Origin of the sequence: Azoarcus sp. DN11, assembly GCF_003628555.1 — a bacterium.
Lineage (GTDB): Bacteria > Pseudomonadota > Gammaproteobacteria > Burkholderiales > Rhodocyclaceae > Aromatoleum.
Window position 1 is genome coordinate 493,876 of record NZ_CP021731.1, and the last position, 18,607, is coordinate 512,482.

General features: G+C 68.8%; 12 protein-coding genes. 2 read left to right on the forward strand and 10 right to left on the reverse strand.

Going from position 1 to position 18,607, the window contains the following annotated elements:
- Positions 1-63 precede the first annotated feature (63 nt).
- Positions 64-7,470 (reverse strand): retention module-containing protein, encoded by a 7,407-nt coding sequence (locus tag CDA09_RS02180; protein ID WP_121427121.1) that lies wholly within the window; start codon positions 7,468-7,470, stop codon positions 64-66.
- A 274-nt stretch (positions 7,471-7,744) separates the two neighbouring features.
- Between CDA09_RS02180 and CDA09_RS02185 the strand changes: the two genes are divergently transcribed.
- The gene (locus tag CDA09_RS02185; protein WP_121427122.1) at positions 7,745-9,652 is read left to right on the forward strand and encodes a peptidase U32 family protein; all 1,908 of its coding nucleotides are present in this window, start codon (positions 7,745-7,747) and stop codon (positions 9,650-9,652) included.
- 9 nt (positions 9,653-9,661) lie between these two features.
- Here CDA09_RS02185 and CDA09_RS02190 read toward each other — a convergent pair whose 3' ends face one another.
- The 9 genes from CDA09_RS02190 to CDA09_RS02230 form a co-directional block, all read right to left on the reverse strand.
- Positions 9,662-10,831 carry a glycoside hydrolase family 2 TIM barrel-domain containing protein gene (locus tag CDA09_RS02190; RefSeq protein WP_121430697.1) on the reverse strand — a complete coding sequence of 390 codons (1,170 nt, stop codon included), beginning with the start codon at positions 10,829-10,831 and terminating at the stop codon, positions 9,662-9,664.
- Positions 10,832-10,910: 79 nt separating this feature from the next.
- Positions 10,911-12,998, reverse strand: a complete 2,088-nt coding sequence (locus tag CDA09_RS02195) for a heavy metal translocating P-type ATPase (RefSeq protein WP_121427123.1) — start codon at positions 12,996-12,998, stop codon at positions 10,911-10,913.
- On the reverse strand, positions 12,995-13,363 hold the full coding sequence (locus CDA09_RS02200; RefSeq protein WP_286164354.1) for a DUF5132 domain-containing protein: 369 nt from the start codon (positions 13,361-13,363) through the stop codon (positions 12,995-12,997). The genes CDA09_RS02195 and CDA09_RS02200 overlap by 4 nt, the downstream gene beginning before the upstream one ends.
- Positions 13,329-13,691 (reverse strand): hypothetical protein, encoded by a 363-nt coding sequence (locus tag CDA09_RS02205; RefSeq protein WP_174718402.1) that lies wholly within the window; start codon positions 13,689-13,691, stop codon positions 13,329-13,331. Before CDA09_RS02205 ends, CDA09_RS02200 begins: the two co-directional genes overlap by 35 nt.
- Positions 13,691-14,080 (reverse strand): hypothetical protein, encoded by a 390-nt coding sequence (locus tag CDA09_RS23240; RefSeq protein ID WP_164844358.1) that lies wholly within the window; start codon positions 14,078-14,080, stop codon positions 13,691-13,693. Before CDA09_RS23240 ends, CDA09_RS02205 begins: the two co-directional genes overlap by 1 nt.
- A gap of 10 nt (positions 14,081-14,090) precedes the next feature.
- Positions 14,091-14,786, reverse strand: a complete 696-nt coding sequence (locus CDA09_RS02215; protein ID WP_121427125.1) for a ferritin family protein — start codon at positions 14,784-14,786, stop codon at positions 14,091-14,093.
- Positions 14,779-15,114 carry an HMA2 domain-containing protein gene (locus CDA09_RS02220; RefSeq protein WP_121427126.1) on the reverse strand — a complete coding sequence of 112 codons (336 nt, stop codon included), beginning with the start codon at positions 15,112-15,114 and terminating at the stop codon, positions 14,779-14,781. The genes CDA09_RS02215 and CDA09_RS02220 overlap by 8 nt, the downstream gene beginning before the upstream one ends.
- A 44-nt stretch (positions 15,115-15,158) precedes the next feature.
- Positions 15,159-15,617 carry an HMA2 domain-containing protein gene (locus CDA09_RS02225; protein WP_121427127.1) on the reverse strand — a complete coding sequence of 153 codons (459 nt, stop codon included), beginning with the start codon at positions 15,615-15,617 and terminating at the stop codon, positions 15,159-15,161.
- Between the two features lie 43 nt (positions 15,618-15,660).
- Positions 15,661-17,571, reverse strand: coding sequence for a potassium transporter Kup (locus CDA09_RS02230; protein ID WP_121427128.1), 1,911 nt, complete (start codon positions 17,569-17,571; stop codon positions 15,661-15,663).
- Between the two features lie 236 nt (positions 17,572-17,807).
- Here CDA09_RS02230 and CDA09_RS02235 point away from each other — a divergent pair, with 236 nt between their 5' ends.
- Positions 17,808-18,596, forward strand: a complete 789-nt coding sequence (locus CDA09_RS02235) for a helical backbone metal receptor (RefSeq protein WP_286164355.1) — start codon at positions 17,808-17,810, stop codon at positions 18,594-18,596.
- The last annotated feature ends 11 nt before the right edge of the window (positions 18,597-18,607 follow it).

Sequence of the window (18,607 nt, forward strand, 5' to 3'; positions counted from 1 at the left end):
AAAAAAAGGGAAGCCCGTGCGGGCTTCCCTCGGTTGCGCCCCCGGTGAGGGGGCAAGGGCGGGTCAGGCGTCAGTCAGCAGCTTGTGGTCCTGGACGAGCTTGTTGATCACGTCGGTGCCGCTGAACGTTCCGGTCAGGCCGAGATCGTTGCCGAGCGTGGCGATGCTCGTGTAATTGTCGAACACGATCTTCTGCGTCGCCGCAAACGAGCTCCCGCCAACCCCGCCGTCGTGATCGACGGACAGCACCACTTTGCCGCTCTCGATGTTGAGCTGCAGGTACTGCGAGAGGTTGCTCGGGGGGCTGCCGAGGCCGCTGTGCTCGCCCTGCAGCAGGTCGGCCAGGTTGAGCGTGTCGCCCGTGCCGGGGGAGAAATCCTTGATCGTGTCGATCGCCGGCGAAGTCGTGCTGCCCTGGTCGCCGAGTTGCCACTTGAAGGTATCCGCCCCGATGCCGCCCCACATCGTGTCGTTGCCCGGGCCGCCGATCAGCGTGTCGTTGCCGTCGCCGCCGACCAGGCGGTCGTCGCCGGCCTTGCCATCGAGGGTGTCGTTGCCCGCGCCGCCGTACAGCACGTTCGCGTCGGCATTGCCGGTGAGCACGTCGGCCGATGCGGATCCTATGATGTGCGGGGAGCTGGTCGTCGCGGTTGCCGTGACGCCCGATGTCGCTGCCGAGTAGTCTAGCGTCGTGGGAGCATCCGGCAGCAGATTCACGCCCAGCGTTGCGCTGACCTTGTCGCCGTCGCCATCGATCACGTCCAGTGCCAGTCCGAAATTGACCGGGGAGCCCTGGTGCAGTTGCGAGGTACCGAAGTCGCCGATCTTGAAAGCCTCTTCGCCGGCGTATTGGTATACGACGCTGCTGTACCCGTCCGCCGTATAGGTGGCAATTTTCGTGTCGGAGACCACGCCGGATACGGTGACCTGATAGATCGGCGTCGAACTGCCCGGACTGCTGCCGATATTGTCGAAGTCGACGATGAAGTCATGGCCGCCGACGGAGAACGTCGTTGCCGACAGGCCCGTCGCGTGGACCGACACGATTCGCGCTTCGCCGCGGTAGGTGATGCCGATAGCAACCACCGAATCCTGAGTACCGTTTCCGACAATGTTGTCGTGGTCGAAATCGTCGAAGGCCTTGATCAGCACGTCACTCTTCTTCTCGATGCCGGTGAAGAGCGCGGATGCGCCGTTCGTCGCGTAATGGCCCGTGAACGAGTGGGACGTGTAGTCCGTCGCGTAGGATTGGCCGTTCTTCGGCGTGCCGCTGAGATCGGTGACGAAGTCGATACGGATGGCCTCGCCGGCGCCGACGCTGTTGCCACCGCCAACCCCGCCCGCAATGTTGCTCGTATTAACCGTGCCGTCATTTATGTAGATGCCGGCGGAATTCTTCAGCATCGGCGTGATGAGCAAGTCGGAACTGTTGTCGGTTGCCGGGGTGTCGAAGCCTGCCCATGCACCGTTGCCGCCGGTGAAGTTGTAGCCGCCGCCGTTGAAGTCGATCGTGCCGGCGCCACCATCGACGGTGCCGAACATGTGGAGCTGATACGTTCCGTGGGCGGGATCGAGTGTGGCCGTGAAGACCGTTCCGGCCGCCGTCGAGGCGGTCAGGGTCAGTCCGTCGCCGGAAATCGCGTAGGAGATCGGCAAGCCGCCCGACGTGAGTGCGGTCGTGCCTGCGAGACTGGACGCGAAGCGGATCGAACCGCCATCGGCGCCGTAGTTGTTGACGATGCTCCTATCGAGATCCAATGCCCCGGTGAATGTCGCGCCGACCTCATTGACGAGGACCGTGGCGTCGGGCAGGAACGGCGTCGGGGCGTCGTCGTAGACGGTTACGGTGAAGTTCTTCGTGGCCGTCGAGCCGTCGGCATCCGTCGCGCTCGCCGTGATCGTCAGCACGATCGAGTCGTTCGGGTTGGTCGGGTCGGGATGATGCATCGCCGCCAGTTGCGTGAAAGTGTAGGTGCCGTCGTTGTTCACCGTGGCCTGCCAGGTGCCGTCGTTCGCCGTAAGTGTCTTCGTGGCGGCTGACCAGGTTGCGCCGCTTGCGGCGAGCGAAACGCTCCCGGCGGCATCGCCGCCATAGTTCACCGACAGCGTGCCGATGACCGTATCGAATCCGCCGGTTTCATCGACGGACTGGTTCGATGTGGTGATCAACGGCGTGTAGTCGATGTCAGTTGTCACTGATCCGGATGCGGTCAGGAACTCGAACGAACCTTGCGATCCGCTGACGGGCTGGGTTGCCGTCGCCGTCACCGGGCCAACCGATGGCGTTGTTCCGTCGTTCGGGGCCGTGGTCGTGATTGAACCCGTGGCGCCCGCCGTGATCTGGAACGAGAGTCCGTTGGACAAAGTCACCAGTACCGGCGCGTCTCCTGCACGCACGTCGTGATCGAGTGTCGCGGTATAGGTGATCGTCCCGCCGGGAACGGCCGAGGCCGTGCCGGTGAGCAGGACGGAGGTCGGGTCGGCGTCATCGACGACGGTGTTGGAGACGGTGCCGGTGGTGGCGAGGGCCTCGAAGTTGCCGCCGGTGGGAGTGCCGCTGATGGTGACCGGGGCGAGGGTCTGGGTGCCCTGGACGTAGGCGTCGTCGGGGCGCACATCGGCCGGGTCGGAACTCGCGGAGGTCGCGCCGACCGGGATGGTGACGGTGACGCCGTTGGACAGCGTGACCACGAGCGGGGTGCCGGTGACGGCGTTGTCGACGGAGACGGTATAGACGATGCTGCCGCCCTCGGTGATGGCCTGGCCGTTGGTGGCCGAGCTCAGCGTGACGGTGGTGGCATCGTGGTCATCGACGACGGTGTTGGAGACGGTGCCGGTGGTGGCGAGGGCCTCGAAGTTGCCGCCGGTGGGAGTGCCGCTGATGGTGACCGGGGCGAGGGTCTGGGTGCCCTGGACGTAGGCGTCGTCGGGGCGCACATCGGCCGGGTCGGAACTCGCGGAGGTCGCGCCGACCGGGATGGTGACGGTGACGCCGTTGGACAGCGTGACCACGAGCGGGGTGCCGGTGACGGCGTTGTCGACGGAGACGGTATAGACGATGCTGCCGCCCTCGGTGATGGCCTGGCCGTTGGTGGCCGAGCTCAGCGTGACGGTGGTGGCATCGTGGTCATCGACGACGGTGTTGGAGACGGTGCCGGTGGTGGTGAGGGCCTCGAAGTTGCCGCCGGTGGGAGTGCCGCTGATGGTGACCGGGGCGAGGGTCTGGGTGCCCTGGACGTAGGCGTCGTCGGGTCGCACATCGACCGGGGTGGAACTCGCGGAGGTCGCGCCGACCGGGATGGTGACGGTGACGCCGTTGGACAGCGTGACCACGAGCGGAGTGCCGGTGACGGCGTTGTCGACGGAGACGGTATAGACGATGCTGCCGCCCTCGGTGATGGCCTGGCCGTTGGTGGCCGAGCTCAGCGTGACGGTGGTGGCATCGTGGTCATCGACGACGGTGTTGGAGACGGTGCCGGTGGTGGTGAGGGCCTCGAAGTTGCCGCCGGTGGGAGTGCCGCTGATGGTGACCGGGGCGAGGGTCTGGGTGCCCTGGACGTAGGCGTCGTCGGGTCGCACATCGACCGGGGTGGAACTCGCGGAGGTCGCGCCGACCGGGATGGTGACGGTGACGCCGTTGGACAGCGTGACCACGAGCGGAGTGCCGGTGACGGCGTTGTCGACGGAGACGGTATAGACGATGCTGCCGCCCTCGGTGATGGCCTGGCCGTTGGTGGCCGAGCTCAGCGTGACGGTGGTGGCATCGTGGTCATCGACGACGGTGTTGGAGACGGTGCCGGTGGTGGTGAGGGCCTCGAAGTTGCCGCCGGTGGGAGTGCCGCTGATGGTGACCGGGGCGAGGGTCTGGGTGCCCTGGACGTAGGCGTCGTCGGGTCGCACATCGACCGGGGTGGAACTCGCGGAGGTCGCGCCGACCGGGATGGTGACGGTGACGCCGTTGGACAGCGTGACCACGAGCGGAGTGCCGGTGACGGCGTTGTCGACGGAGACGGTATAGACGATGCTGCCGCCCTCGGTGATGGCCTGGCCGTTGGTGGCCGAGCTCAGCGTGACGGTGGTGGCGTCGTGGTCATCGACGACGGTGTTGGAGACGGTGCCGGTGGTGGTGAGGGCCTCGAAGTTGCCGCCGGTGGGAGTGCCGCTGATGGTGACCGGGGCGAGGGTCTGGGTGCCCTGGACGTAGGCGTCGTCGGGTCGCACATCGACCGGGGTGGAACTCGCGGAGGTCGCGCCGACCGGGATGGTGACGGTGACGCCGTTGGACAGCGTGACCACGAGCGGAGTGCCGGTGACGGCGTTGTCGACGGAGACGGTATAGACGATGCTGCCGCCCTCGGTGATGGCCTGGCCGTTGGTGGCCGAGCTCAGCGTGACGGTGGTGGCATCGTGGTCATCGACGACGGTGTTGGAGACGGTGCCGGTGGTGGTGAGGGCCTCGAAGTTGCCGCCGGTGGGAGTGCCGCTGATGGTGACCGGGGCGAGGGTCTGGGTGCCCTGGACGTAGGCGTCGTCGGGTCGCACATCGACCGGGGTGGAACTCGCGGAGGTCGCGCCGACCGGGATGGTGACGGTGACGCCGTTGGACAGCGTGACCACGAGCGGAGTGCCGGTGACGGCGTGGTCGACGGAGACGGTATAGACGATGCTGCCGCCCTCGGTGATGGCCTGGCCGTTGGTGGCCGAGCTCAGCGTGACGGTGGTGGCGTCGTGGTCATCGACGACGGTGTTGGAGACGGTGCCGGTGGTGGTGAGGGCCTCGAAGTTGCCGCCGGTGGGAGTGCCGCTGATGGTGACCGGGGCGAGGGTCTGGGTGCCCTGGACGTAGGCGTCGTCGGGTCGCACATCGACCGGGGTGGAACTCGCGGAGGTCGCGCCGACCGGGATGGTGACGGTGACGCCGTTGGACAGCGTGACCACGAGCGGAGTGCCGGTGACGGCGTTGTCGACGGAGACGGTATAGACGATGCTGCCGCCCTCGGTGATGGCCTGGCCGTTGGTGGCCGAGCTCAGCGTGACGGTGGTGGCATCGTGGTCATCGACGACGGTGTTGGAGACGGTGCCGGTGGTGGTGAGGGCCTCGAAGTTGCCGCCGGTGGGAGTGCCGCTGATGGTGACCGGGGCGAGGGTCTGGGTGCCCTGGACGTAGGCGTCGTCGGGGCGCACGTCGACCGGGGTGGAACTCGCGGAGGTCGCGCCGACCGGGATGGTGACGGTGACGCCGTTGGACAGCGTGACCACGAGCGGAGTGCCGGTGACGGCGTTGTCGACGGAGACGGTATAGACGATGCTGCCGCCCTCGGTGATGGCCTGGCCGTTGGTGGCCGAGCTCAGCGTGACGGTGGTGGCATCGTGGTCATCGACGACGGTGTTGGAGACGGTGCCGGTGGTGGTGAGGGCCTCGAAGTTGCCGCCGGTGGGAGTGCCGCTGATGGTGACCGGGGCGAGGGTCTGGGTGCCCTGGACGTAGGCGTCGTCGGGTCGCACATCGACCGGGGTGGAACTCGCGGAGGTCGCGCCGACCGGGATGGTGACGGTGACGCCGTTGGACAGCGTGACCACGAGCGGAGTGCCGGTGACGGCGTTGTCGACGGAGACGGTATAGACGATGCTGCCGCCCTCGGTGATGGCCTGGCCGTTGGTGGCCGAGCTCAGCGTGACGGTGGTGGCATCGTGGTCATCGACGACGGTGTTGGAGACGGTGCCGGTGGTGGTGAGGGCCTCGAAGTTGCCGCCGGTGGGAGTGCCGCTGATGGTGACCGGGGCGAGGGTGTCGGTGCCCTGGACGTAGGCGTCGTCGGGGCGTACGTCGACCGGGTCGGAGCTCGCGGAGGTCGCGCCGACCGGGATGGTGACGGTGACGCCGTTGGACAGCGTGACCACGAGCGGAGTGCCGGTGACGGCGTTGTCGACGGAGACGGTATAGACGATGCTGCCGCCCTCGGTGATGGCCTGGCCGTTGGTGGCCGAGCTCAGCGTGACGGTGGTGGCGTCGTGGTCATCGACGACGGTGTTGGAGACGGTGCCGGTGGTGGTGAGGGCCTCGAAGTTGCCGCCGGTGGGAGTGCCGCTGATGGTGACCGGGGCGAGGGTGTCGGTGCCCTGGACGTAGGCGTCGTCGGGGCGTACGTCGACCGGGTCGGAGCTCGCGGAGGTCGCGCCGACCGGGATGGTGACGGTGACGCCGTTGGACAGCGTCACCACGAGCGGGGTGCCGGTGACGGCGTTGTCGACGGAGACGGTATAGACGATGCTGCCGCCCTCGGTGATGGCCTGGCCGTTGGTGGCCGAGCTCAGCGTGACGGTGGTGGTGTCAATACTGTCCACCAGCTGCACGGTACCTACGGTCGGGGCCCCGAGCGCCTCGAAGTTGGCGCCGCCGCTGATCGTGACGTTGGTGGCGACGAGCAGGTCGGCCGGCGCTTCCTTGTAGGGGTCCTCGAACAGCGATTCGGGGATCACCACGTTGACCGAGCCGGTCGTGCCTTCGGTGATGGTGATCGTGTGGGCGTGGCCGGCGAGGTCGGTGAAGCTCACGCGCACCGGGTCGTCCCCGGGGCGAACCGCAGCGCTCAGGGTGAGGACGTAGGTCAGGGTGGCGCCGTCTTCAGTGAAGGTCGGGGCGGCGTTGAGTTCGACGGTGAGCGCGGAATGCGTGATGTCGATCGTGTCGCGCACCTCCACGATGGCCGGACCGGTCGGGGTGACCGTGCCGAAGCCGCTGCCGCTGCTGCTGCCGACGCTGACCGGGAAGGTCTGGGCGTCGATGTAGGGGTCGTCGCCCTGGATCGGGAAGGGCGTCGAGGTGCCGGTGGTCGAGCCGACCGGGATCGTGATCGTTGCGCCGTTGCTCAGGGTGATTACCAGGTCGCTACCTGTAACGGGACTGTTTAACGTCGCAACGATGGTGGCCGTGCCCGACCCTTCGGTGACGGTGACGTTGCCGAGCGTGACGGTGGCGTTGAGCGGCTGCGGTTCCAGGGGCGTCAGCGTGGCCTCTTCGGGCACGATGCGGGCGATGGTTTCGTGGCCGAACTGGAAGTCGAGCGGGGAGACGCCTTCGGTGATGCGCAGCAGGCGCACGAAGCTGTTGCCCTCGCCGCCGCCACCGCCGGCGAGGCCGGCCGCGGGCGCTTCGAGGTTGTCGAGGTTGTCGCCTTGTTCGAGGGCCTGGATCACCTGATCGACGGTCGCCTGCGAGACATGGGCGTCTTCGGCGGTCGGACGGGTCGTCGCCGATACGTCGGCGGTGAGGGTTACCGTCTGGTCTTCGGTGATCGCCATCGGCGCGCCGTCGGACATCGAGAGTTCGACATGGCCGCCGGCCATCGTGATGACCACTTCGTTTTCCAGCAGCGTGTCACCCGCCTTGAGCGGGCGCAGGTTGCCGTCCAGATCGCGCGCAAAGGCCTTGCCCGTGACCGCCACGACTACTGCAATTGCTTGTGTCATTTTCGCTGCTCCTCTGATGGTCCGGCGAAGCCGCCAAGGGTGGCCGCACGATGCCTATTACACTTGGTAACAGGATATGACCCGGGGTAGTCGCGAGGTATTGGCCGGAGGTACAGGGGCGGGGCGGTTTTCGTGAAGCACTTCACGGGGTGTAACGATCTGTTTCGAGCGCCGTTGCCGCGCGGTGTGGCGCGACGGTCCGGCGCGAAAAAGCCTATCATTCGGGGCCGTCCGCGGTGTGCCGGACGCCTTTCGATGTCACCCGGTCCTGCCGATGTCGCACGCCTTCGCCCTTGAATTGCTCGCTCCCGCCCGCAACCTCGAATCCGGCATCGCCGCGATCGAGCACGGGGCCGACGCCGTGTATATCGGCGGACCGTCGTTCGGCGCGCGCGCGTCGGCGGGCAACAGCATGGCGGACATCGGGGCGCTGGCCGCGCATGCGCACCGCTATTCCGCGCGCGTGCTGCTCGCCCTCAACACCATCCTGCGCGACGACGAGCTGGAAGACGCGCGCAAGGTGGTCATCCAGGCGTACGAGGCCGGTGTCGATGCGCTGATCGTGCAGGACATGGGCCTGCTGGAGCTGGATCTGCCGCCGATCCAGCTGCACGCGAGCACGCAGTGCGACATCCGCACGCCGGCGAAGGCGCGCTTCCTGCAGGACGTGGGCTTCTTCCAGATCGTGCTGGCGCGCGAGCTGGACCTGCGCCAGATCCGCGCGATCGCCGACGCGACCGACCGCGAGCGCTGCGCGCTGGAGTTCTTCATCCACGGCGCGCTGTGCGTGAGCTACTCGGGGCAATGCACGATCAGCCACGCCTTCACCGGGCGCAGCGCGAACCGCGGCGAGTGCTCGCAGATGTGCCGCCTGCCGTGGTCGCTGAAGGACGCCGACGGCACGCCGGTGGCCGACCGGCGGCACCTCCTGTCGCTGAAGGACAACGACCAGACGGCGAACCTGGAGGCGCTGATCGACGCCGGCATCCGCTCGTTCAAGATCGAGGGGCGGCTGAAGGATCTGGCCTACGTGAAGAACGTGACGGCGCACTATCGGCAGCAACTCGACCGCATCCTGGAGACGCGGCCCGAATTCGCCCGTAGTTCGGCGGGCCGTTCGATCTTCAGCTTCACGCCGCGGCCGGAAAAGACTTTCAATCGCGGCAGCACGGATTACTTCGTGAATGGCCGCCACGGCGACATCGAGTCCTTCGAGTCGCCCAAGTTCGTCGGCGCCCCGGTCGGGCGCGTGCTGGGCGTGAGCGGGCGCTTCGTCACCGTCGAGGCGGCCGAGCCGCTTGCCAACGGCGACGGGCTGGCGTGGTACGGCGCCGCGGGCGAGCTGCAGGGCGCCCGCGTGAATCGCGTCGAGGGCGCGCGGATCCAGCTCGTCGACCTGCCGCAGGGCCTCGTCGCCGGCGCGACGCTGTACCGCAACGTCGATCACGTGTTCGAGAAGCTCCTGGCCGGCAAGTCGGCCGAGCGCCGCGTGCAGGTGGGACTACGGTTGGCCGATGCCACGGACGGACTGGCGCTGACGATCACCGACGAAACAGGCGTGTCGGCGACGGCGGCGCTCGCCTGCGACAAGGCCGAGCCGCGCGACCCGCTGCGCGCCGAGGCGACGCTGCGCGACAGCCTCGCGAAGCTCGGGGGCACGATGTTCGTCACCGAAGCAGCCGCGGTCGCGCTCGACACCGCGCAGCCGTGGTTCGTGCCGGTCGGCCAGCTCAATGCGCTGCGCCGTGCCGCGGTGGAGGCGTTCACCGAGGCGCGCGCGGCAGCCTGGCAGCGTCCGCCGCGCGCGGTGCCGGTCGATCCGCCGGCGCGCTACCCGGACACCTCGCTCAACTACCTTGGCAACGTCTTCAATGCCCGCGCGCGCGACTTCTACCGCAAGCATGGCGTCGAGCTGATCGCCGACGCCTTCGAGGCGAACCACGAGGACGGGCTCGTCTCGCTGATGATCACCAAGCACTGCCTGCGCTACAGCTTCAACCTGTGCCCGAAGCAGGTGAAGGGCATTCGCCCCGATCCGATGACGCTGTGGCAGGAACGCGGCGAGGACGGGCGCGTCGTGCGCGAACCGCTGACGCTGCGCTTCGACTGCAAGAAGTGCGAGATGCACGTGGTCGGCCGGCGCGTCGGCGGCAAGGGCGCGCGGCCGCAGCTTGGCGGCTGAGGGCGCGCGTCAGCGCACGAGGAAGGGCAGGTTGGCGGTTGCCGCCTTGCCCTTGCGGTCGCGGAGCGTGATGAAGAGGCGATAGGCGCCCGGCTGCCGCGGGGCGATGAAGCGCGCGCTCGTCGCATCGGCATGCAGCATGCGCACGTCGATGCGCGGCGGTGCGGCTTCCGTGTCGCCGCCCTTGCGCAGATCGGTCGCTTCGGCGAAGACGTTCCACTCCACCGTCAGCGGCGAGCCGTCGAACGAGGCGGCGTCGACGCCCGCGGAAATCTCCGCCCCCGGCGGGAACACATCCGCCCTGATGCCGATGCCGCGGATCGCCGGCGCGGGCTCGGCGACCGGCTTCCCCCACGCCTGCGTCAGCGCGTCGGTCATCGCCGTGAGGCTGCCATCGGCCAGCAGCAGGCCGTGCCACGTGGCGGTCTGTTCGTGCTTCGCGCCCCACAGGAAAGGGAACACCCCGGCGATCTGCGGCTCCTTGCGCAGGAAGGCGAGCGCATCGCGCAAAAAGGCGGCCTTCTCGCTGCTCGTCGGTTCGACCGGCGCGCCCCACGGCTTCTTGCCGGCCTGCCACTGGCCGAGCGGCCCCAGTTCGGTGACCACGGCCGGTTTCGCGATGCCGGCGTCGTGCAGCCGCTGCGGCAGGTCGAACACCGCGCCGGCATAGACGTTGATGCCCAGCAGATCGACGTTCGGGCAGCAGCCGGCGAGCGTGCGCAGCTGCGCCATGCCGGTGTCGGCGACGACCATCATCGTCGGGTGGGCGGGGTCGAGCGCCTTGACGATGCCGGCGAGCCGATCCACTTCGCGCCACGCAGGCGACGGGTCCGCCACGCCCGTTTCGACCTCGTTGCCGACGCCCCACGCGAGCAGCGCGGGGTGGCTGCGATAGCGGGTGACGAAGGCGCGGATCGCGCGTTCCTGCGCCTGTACGGCGGCCGGGTCGCCGAGATCGAAACCGTGGCGCGGATGACCGACCCACAGGCCCATCACGACCTTCAGCCCGAGCGCCTGCGCGGCGTCGAGCACCCACGCGTCGGACTCGCGGTACACACGCACGACACGCGCGCCGGCTGCGGCGAGCTTTTCCAGCGCGGCGCGATTGCCCTCGAAGGCGGCGCCCTGCCATTGCTCCGTCGCGGTCTGCGCATCGGCCGGCGGCGCTCCGAGGCTCATCGACGCGAACACGACGGCGAGCAGGTGGCGAAACGCGGAAGCGGGCCGCAATGGGATGTCCACGCGCGCTTCCCGCGCTTCAGGCCGTCCTGCCGCGCAGCGCATTGAGCAGGATCGCGATCGTGCTGCCGTTGTGCAGCATTGCCGTCGTCACCGGCGACAGCACGCCGATCGCCGCCGCGCCGAGGATCGCGGTGTTGAGGCCGACCGTCAGGCGGTAGTTGTTGCGGATGCGCGTCATCGTCGCCTGCGCGAGCGCCTTGGCGTCCGCGACGCAGCCGATGTCGTCTTCCAGAAGCGCGACGTCGGCGGTCAGGCGCGCGATGTCGGCGCCCTTCTGCATCGCGACGCCGACGTGGGCGCCGGCGAGCGCCGGAGCGTCGTTGATACCGTCGCCGATGAAGGCGATGCGGGCGCCCTGGCGGCCGAGATCCTCGACGATGCTCGCCTTCTGCTCGGGCAGCAGTTCGGCGTGGAAGCCGTCGAGGCCCAGCTCCGCGGCGAGTTCGGCGGCGCGTTCGTGGTGATCGCCGGTCAGCATCAGGATGCGGCGGGCACCGAGCGCGCGCAGCCGCGCGATGGTCGCCGCGGTGTTGGCCCGCACTTCGTCCTTCAGCGCCAGCACGCCCAGCAGCTTTCCGCCGAAGCCGATGTAGAGCAGCGTCTTGCCTTCGCGGTACAGGCGGTCGATCGTCTCGGTGTGCGCCGAGACGTCGATCTTCTCGTCGTCCTCGATGAAGTGGCGCGAGCCGACGACGATGCGCCGGCCGTCGATCGCGCTGGCGACGCCGTGCGCGACGATGAACTGTACTTCCTGGTGATCGAAGTGCTTGCCGGAAATTTCCTTCGCTGCCGCGACGACCGCCAGCGCCAGCGGATGGAAGTAATGCTCCTCGACCGACGCGGCGAGCCAGATCAGGTCGTCGGCGGAGTAGCTGCGGTCGAAGGTCACCGAGTCGGTGACCGCGAGCCGGCCGGCCGTCAGCGTGCCGGTCTTGTCGAAGATGAAGGTGTCGGCCTCGGCCAGCCGTTCCAGCGCGCTCGCGCCCTTCACGAGGATGCCGGTGCGCCCGGCGCGGTACATCGCCGACTTGAACGCCACCGGTGTCGCGAGCTTCAGCGCGCACGAGTAGTCGGCCTGCAGCACCGCGGCGGCACGGCGCCAGTCCCGCGACAGCAGGTAGGTCGAGCCGGCCAGCCCCAGCACGATCGGCACCAGCCGGTCGGCGAGCCGCGCCGCGCCGAGCTGCGCCTCGCTTTTCGCCGTGAGCGATTGCTCGACGTAATCGGCGATGCGCGCCGCGGCGGTGCGCGCGCCGACCTGCTCGGCGTAGATCTGCAGCCGGCCTTCCTCGATCAGCGTGCCCGAGAGCACCGAGGCGCCACGCGCCTTGGCGACCGCGACGCTCTCGCCGGTCATCGCCGCCTCGTTCACGGTGGCTTCGCCGCCGAGCACGGTGCCATCGATCGGGATCACGGCGCCGGTGCCGACGACGACCGTGTCGCCGACGCGCACTTCGGGGGCGGGGATGAGGACTTCCTGTCCGTCGCGCACGACCCACACCTCGTCGCTCGACGGGCGCAGCAGGTGCTTGAGGAGATCGTCCGAGCGCCGCGCGATCGAGTCCTCGAGGTACTCGCCCAGCGCGAGCATGAAGGTTGTCGTGTTGGCCGCGCTGAAGTCGCCGCGCGCGAGCGAGATCGACACGGCCAGCGCCTCGAGCACGTGCGAGGAGATGCCGTTGTCGCGGTAATCCGCGAGCGCGTGCTTGAGCAGCGGCGCGGCCGCGCCGAGCGTCACCGGCAACTGCACGGAGGCGGGCAGGTAGGGGGTGCCCAGCAGCGTCGCGAGGCTCGCCACCAGCGGTCCCGCGCCGCCCTCGACGTCAGCCGGTTTCGCCCGCGTCGCGCGCCCGTCCGGCGGCGGCAGCGCCGCCAGCGCCTGCTGCAGGGCTTCGACGCCGGTCGCGGCCGGATCGAAGCTCAGCACCAGTGAGTGCGCGCGCGGATTGACCCGCGCCTCCTGCACGCCCGGGATGTTCTCCGCCGCGCGCTCGACCGCAAGCGGCGTCACGGGCGTGTCGGGGGCGCACGTGAAGCGGAAACGCACCCGCCCGCGCGTGCGATGCGCGACCGCCAGCGAGCGGAACCACGATCCGCCGCTCATGCGCCGCCGTGCTGCTCCGCCTCGACTTCGGCCTTCAGGTCGGCCATCTGTTCCTTGAACTCCTCGACACCGCCGAGCAGGCCCGCATACAGCTTCATGCCGGTCTTCAGCAGCTTGCCGCGCAGTTCCTCGTCGCCGAGCACGTAGGCGGCTGCCGCGCCGATTGCCGCCCCGAGCAGGAACTGGTCGTACTGGCGCGATTTCAGCAGGCCGGGCATTGCCTTCAGCAGGCCCTCGTCGAAGCCGTGGCCCGCAGGGCCGCCCTGGCCGCTGGCCGGCGGCATGCCGTAGCCGCTGCCCCAGCCGCCCGGCGCGTAGCCGGCGTAGTCGTCATGCTGCGCTTTCTTGTGCTTCTTCTTGCCCAAGGTGCTTCTCCCCGTGTCCGTTGCTGCGGCGCGCCGATTTGCGCGCCAGGTAATCGATTGCGGCCAGTCCCGCCGCGCCGCCGGCGACCGCGACGAGCATGCCGCGGTAGTCTTGCCGCTGCCAGGCGTCGGCCGCGGCACAGCCCGCGGCCAGTGCCGTGCCGCCTTGCAGCGCCTGCTTCAGCACGCCGCGGGCGGCGCCGGCCGTGACGCGCGCGCCCGGTTCCTGCAGCGTCGCGAGGAGGCCGGTGGCGACGAAGCCGCGGACGAAATTCGCCGGCGCTTCGCCGGTCTTCACCTTGACCGGAAGCTTGTGGATGGCTCGCATCAGGCCGAGTCTCCGGTGTCGGCAGGCGGGGGCGGCGTGGCCTTCTTGCGCGTGCGCGGTGCGGTTGTCTTGGCCGTGCTGGTCGTGGCGCTACCCGCTGCGGCCGTGCTGCGCCGGCGTGCCGGGGCCTTGCGTGCAGGCGCCTCTTCCGCGGAGGCTGTCGCGGCTTCAGGAGCGGCGGCTTCTGGCGCGGCGGCTTCTGGCGCGGCGGGCGCCGCCGCCAGTTTGGCCTTCAGGCCGGCCGACGAATGTTCGATCGCGTCGAGGCTCGTGATCGTCGCCTCGCGCAGTCGTTCCTGAGCCTTGTCCAGACTGCCCTGCAGGCTCACCGTCTTGAGCAGCCTCACGGCCGCGGCACCGACCATCGCGCCGATTGCAAATGGAAGCACGGGATACATCTCATCCCTCCTTTCCGTCTTGAGTGAAATTGAGCTTGCCACGGGCAAGCAGGACGCCTGCGCCGCCGGCGGCGATGCCGGCCAGCAGTGCGGGGTTGAGTCTGCCCAGCAGCGGGCCGACCACGCCGATGGCGGCGTGCTGGCCGCTGAGCACCGAAAAGGTTTTTTCCAGGAAGTCGCCGATCAGCCCGTGTTCTATGTGCGCCTCGTCGGGTGCGATGCCGCTCTGCGCATGCAGCTGTTCGAGGCGGACGGCCTCGGCGACCGCTTCGTGCCACACCTGCAGCTGCTGCGCATCCTCGGCCTGCAGACGGCGCAGGCTCTTGCGCAGGGCGCCGTCGGTGCGCGCGCTCAGCGTTTCGTAAAGCTGCAGCCGCCCGAGCGTGCCCGCGAGCGCGCGCTCGCAGTTCGCGCGCCAGCCCGGCGCGAGGCTCGTCTCCAGCGGGAAGGGGTCGAGCGGGCTGGCGACGCCGTAGCGCCGGCACAGCCGTGCGAGCGTGGCGATGCGCGCTTCGGCTGCCTTCAGGCTCGTGGCGAAGGGTTCGCGCGGGCCGTAGGCCTCGACCGCCTTGCGGAAGAAGGCGCGCGCGGCAAATTCGTCGTACAGCGCGATGCGCAGCGCCTGGTGCGCGGGCGGGAACGGTGCCTTGCCCGCGATTCGCCGGCCGCGCAGGATCGCCTCGTCGTAGTTACGCACCCGTCACCTCGCGGTGCTTGGCGACGAGGATGCCAAGCAGGACTTCCGCCGCGGGCGAGCGCACGCCGCCGAGCAGGTCGGGCCACGCGGCCGTGGGGATCGCCCCGGTGTCGTATTCGACGGTACACGAGCGGGCGAGCAGGTTGAGCTTCACCGAGCGGATCCCGGGGATGTCGTCGAGCGCCCGGCCGAAGCGTTTCGCGTCGCCGATCGCGTCCATCTGCCCCGCGTCGAGATCGCTCTCGAGCTTGAGCCGGATGCGCCCCGGGATGTGGTGGGCGATGCGCAGGTTGCGCGAGAAGCGTTGCAGTTGCTCGAATGCGTCCATGAATGCAGTGATCGGGTCGGGATTTCTCGGCCTTCGTGAGCCGGCTATTTGAACAGATGACGGCGGTGCACCGCCAGGTGGACGCCCAGCAGGCCGAGGAACAGGCCCCCGGTTGCCGCATGCGCCTTCTTGTTGCCGGCCGCGGCGAGCGCGAGCGAGACGCCCAGGCTGCCGAGCATGCCGTATTTGGCCCAGGTGTTGAGGCGTCGGTCGCGCTGCCAGCGCCGCGGCGTGCGCGGGGCGTGGTCTTCCGCACGCGGGGCTGCCGGTGGCGCGAGTTCGGCGCCGACGGCGGCCGACACGCGGGCCTCCATCTCGACGCGTGTCGCGCGTTCCGGGGTATAGCGCAACAGCATGCTGCCGGTGCGCGGATTGCCTTCGACGTCGACGATCCCGTCGATTTCCGCAAGGACGGCACCCAATCGCTCCTGCCGTGCGGCATCGCGCAACTGGACGGCGCGGATCCGGATGCGGCCGGGCACGGCCGAGACGATCCACTGCATGCTGGCGTACCCCCCCTTTGCTGGAAAGCCGATTATTTCCGAATCATAGCTCGACCTGCGTGCCCAGTTCCACAACGCGGTTCGGCGGCAGGTGGAAGTAGTCGGCGGCGCTGCCGGCATTGCGGAACATGACGATGAAGAGGCGTTCGCGCCATATCGCCATGCCCGAGCCCATGCGGCGGACGATGGTCTCGCGGCCGAGGAAGAACGAGGTTTCCATCGTCTCGAAACGCATCCCCTTTTCGTCGCAGCGCGCCAGCTCGGCGGGGATGTCCGGGTCGTCCATGAAACCGAAGGTCAGGCGCACGCGATAGAACCCGTAGTCGATCTCCTCGATCTCGACGCGGTCCCTCTCCTGCACGTGGGGCACGTCTGCGGTGTTCACCTTCAGCAGCACCACGCGCTCGTGCAGCACCTTGTTGTGCAGCAGGTTGTGCAGCAGCGCGCGCGGCACGCCGTCGAGCCAGGTCGTCAGGAACACCGCCGTGCCCGCGACGCGCGGCGGGGGGCTCGTGAACATCGACTGGATGAACAGGCCGAGCGGGATCGTGTCGTTGCGGACGCGGTTGTTGAGCATGGAGCGGCCGCGCTTCCAGGTCGTCAGGAAGGTGAAGATCGTCGCCCCGATGAGCAGCGGGAACCAGCCGCCGGCGACGATCTTCACCGTCGTCGCGGAGAAGAACGCGATGTCGACGGAGAGGAATACCGCGAGGAACAGGCCCGCCTTCAGCCTGCCCCAGCCCCACAGCGGCCGCACGACGACGAACGCGAGCACCGTGTCGATCATCATCGTCATCGTCACGGCGATGCCGTAGGCCGAGGCCAGCGCGCTCGACGAGCGGAAGCCGACGACCAGCGCGATCACTGCGCCGAGGAGCATCCAGTTGATGCTCGGCACATAGATCTGGCCCATCTCGCGCGCCGAGGTGAAGATCGTGCGCATGCGTGGCGCGTACCCCAGCTGCATCGCCTGGCGCGTCAGCGAATAGGCGCCCGAGATCACCGCCTGGCTGGCGATGATCGTCGCCAGCGTCGCCATGCCCACCATCGGATACACGAACTCGTCGGGCACCAGCAGGTAGAAGGGATTGCGCACGTTGTCGGGGTGGTCGAGGATCAGCGCGCCCTGGCCGAGGTAGTTCAGGTACAGGGCCGGGAACACGATCGTGAACCACGCGAGCTTGATCGGCTTGCGGCCGAAGTGGCCCATGTCGGCGTAGAGGGCTTCGCCGCCGGTGATCGCCAGCACGACGGCGCCCAGCCCGAGCCAGCCCAGCAGCGGATTGTCGGCGAGGAAGCGGATCGCCCACCCCGGGTTGAGGGCGCCGAGGATCTCGGGGTGCAGCCGGATGCCGGAGATACCCAGCGCCGCCAGCACGAGGAACCAGCACACCATCACCGGCCCGAAGATCGCGCCGACGCGGCTGGTGCCGTGGCGCTGCATCATGAAGAGGCCGACCAGGACGATCAGCGCGATCGGCAGCACGTAGGGTTCGAAAGCCGGCGTCGCGACTTCGAGACCTTCGACCGCCGAGAGCACCGAGATCGCCGGCGTGATCATGCCGTCGCCGTAGAACAGCGCCGCGCCGAAGACCCCCAGCGAGGACAGCACCCAGGCCTTGCGCCCGTCGGGGACGACGCGCAGCGCGAGCGAGATCAGCGCCATGATGCCGCCCTCGCCGCGGTTGTCGGCGCGGGTGATGAAGACCACGTACTTGGCCGACACCACCAGCATCAGCGCCCAGAACACCAGCGACAGCACCCCGTACACGTTCGCCGGTGTCACCGGCACGGCGTGATGACCGTTGAACACTTCCTTCAGCGTGTACAGCGGGCTCGTGCCGATATCGCCGTAGACGACGCCGATCGCGGCGACGGCGAGCCCCGCGAGGCCGGCGCGATGTTCGGTGGCAGGTGCCTCGGCCGGTTGTTCCACACGGTCTGCAGTGTGCACGACAGCACCTGGTTGTTCTTTTGGGAGGCTAAGGATACTGCAATGCAATATCCCGAGACAGGGGAATTTGCGGGGCCGTGCCGGCGGGAAAAACCTTTCAGGACAGGCGCATCGGGCCGGTTGCGCACGGCCGCCGCGACTGCCCTACAATCGCCTGTGATTCCCGTCATCCCCATCACCACCATGCCGCGAGGTTGCCGATGAGCCACTCCCCTTCACCGGATCCGGTACCGTCCATGCGCGATGCGATCGGCACCGAACACCAGCCGGCCGCCGGCGAAGTCCGCATCGTCTCGCTCGTGCCCTCGCTGACCGAACTCGTGTGCGATCTCGGCCTGGCCGATCGCCTGGTCGGGCGCACCGGCTTCTGCGTGCACCCGCGCAGCGTGCTGAAGCTCGTCCCCAAGGTCGGCGGCACGAAGGACGTGAAGGTCGATGTCGTGCGGCAACTCGCGCCGACGCACCTGATCGTCAATATCGACGAGAACCGGCGCGAGACGGTCGAGGAACTGGCCGCCAGCGTGCCCCACGTGATCGTCACGCATCCGTGTGCGCCGACGGACAACATCGCGCTGTACCGCCTCTTCGGTGGCGTGTTCGATTGCGCTGCCCGGGCGGAGCAGCTCGTGACGGTCCTGGAGGGCGCGCTGGCCGAAGCGCAGGCGGTCGCGCGCGAGCTGCCGCGGGAGGAGGTGCTCTACCTCATCTGGCGCGCGCCGTGGATGACGGTCGCGCGCGAAACCTACATCTCCGCGACGCTGGCCGCCGTGGGCTGGGACACGCTGCCGGCGGAGGCGGGCGCACGCTATCCGGAAGTCGACTGGCGGGCGCCGTGGATGGAGCGCGCCGCGCGCGTGTTCCTGTCGAGCGAACCCTACCGCTTCGGCGAAACGCATCTCGACGAAGTGAAGGCGCTGTCGGGGCGGCCGGTGGCGCTGATCGACGGCGAGATGGCGTCCTGGTACGGCAGCCGCGCGATCGACGGCATGCGCTATCTCGCCGCGCTGCGCCGGCGGCTGCGATAAGGAGGCGGTCC

What these genes read in the sequence shown, in the direction of transcription:
- CDA09_RS02220 (WP_121427126.1), bottom strand. Translation starts at nt 15,114, where the DNA reads ATGGACGCATTCGAGCAACTGCAACGCTTCTCGCGCAACCTGCGCATC.
- CDA09_RS02205 (WP_174718402.1), bottom strand. Translation starts at nt 13,691, where the DNA reads ATGCGAGCCATCCACAAGCTTCCGGTCAAGGTGAAGACCGGCGAAGCG.
- CDA09_RS02225 (WP_121427127.1), bottom strand. Translation starts at nt 15,617, where the DNA reads ATGCAGTGGATCGTCTCGGCCGTGCCCGGCCGCATCCGGATCCGCGCC.
- CDA09_RS02195 (WP_121427123.1), bottom strand. Translation starts at nt 12,998, where the DNA reads ATGAGCGGCGGATCGTGGTTCCGCTCGCTGGCGGTCGCGCATCGCACG.
- CDA09_RS02180 (WP_121427121.1), bottom strand. Translation starts at nt 7,470, where the DNA reads ATGACACAAGCAATTGCAGTAGTCGTGGCGGTCACGGGCAAGGCCTTT.
- CDA09_RS02185 (WP_121427122.1), top strand. Translation starts at nt 7,745, where the DNA reads ATGTCGCACGCCTTCGCCCTTGAATTGCTCGCTCCCGCCCGCAACCTC.
- CDA09_RS02235 (WP_286164355.1), top strand. Translation starts at nt 17,808, where the DNA reads ATGCGCGATGCGATCGGCACCGAACACCAGCCGGCCGCCGGCGAAGTC.
- CDA09_RS02190 (WP_121430697.1), bottom strand. Translation starts at nt 10,831, where the DNA reads ATGAGCCTCGGAGCGCCGCCGGCCGATGCGCAGACCGCGACGGAGCAA.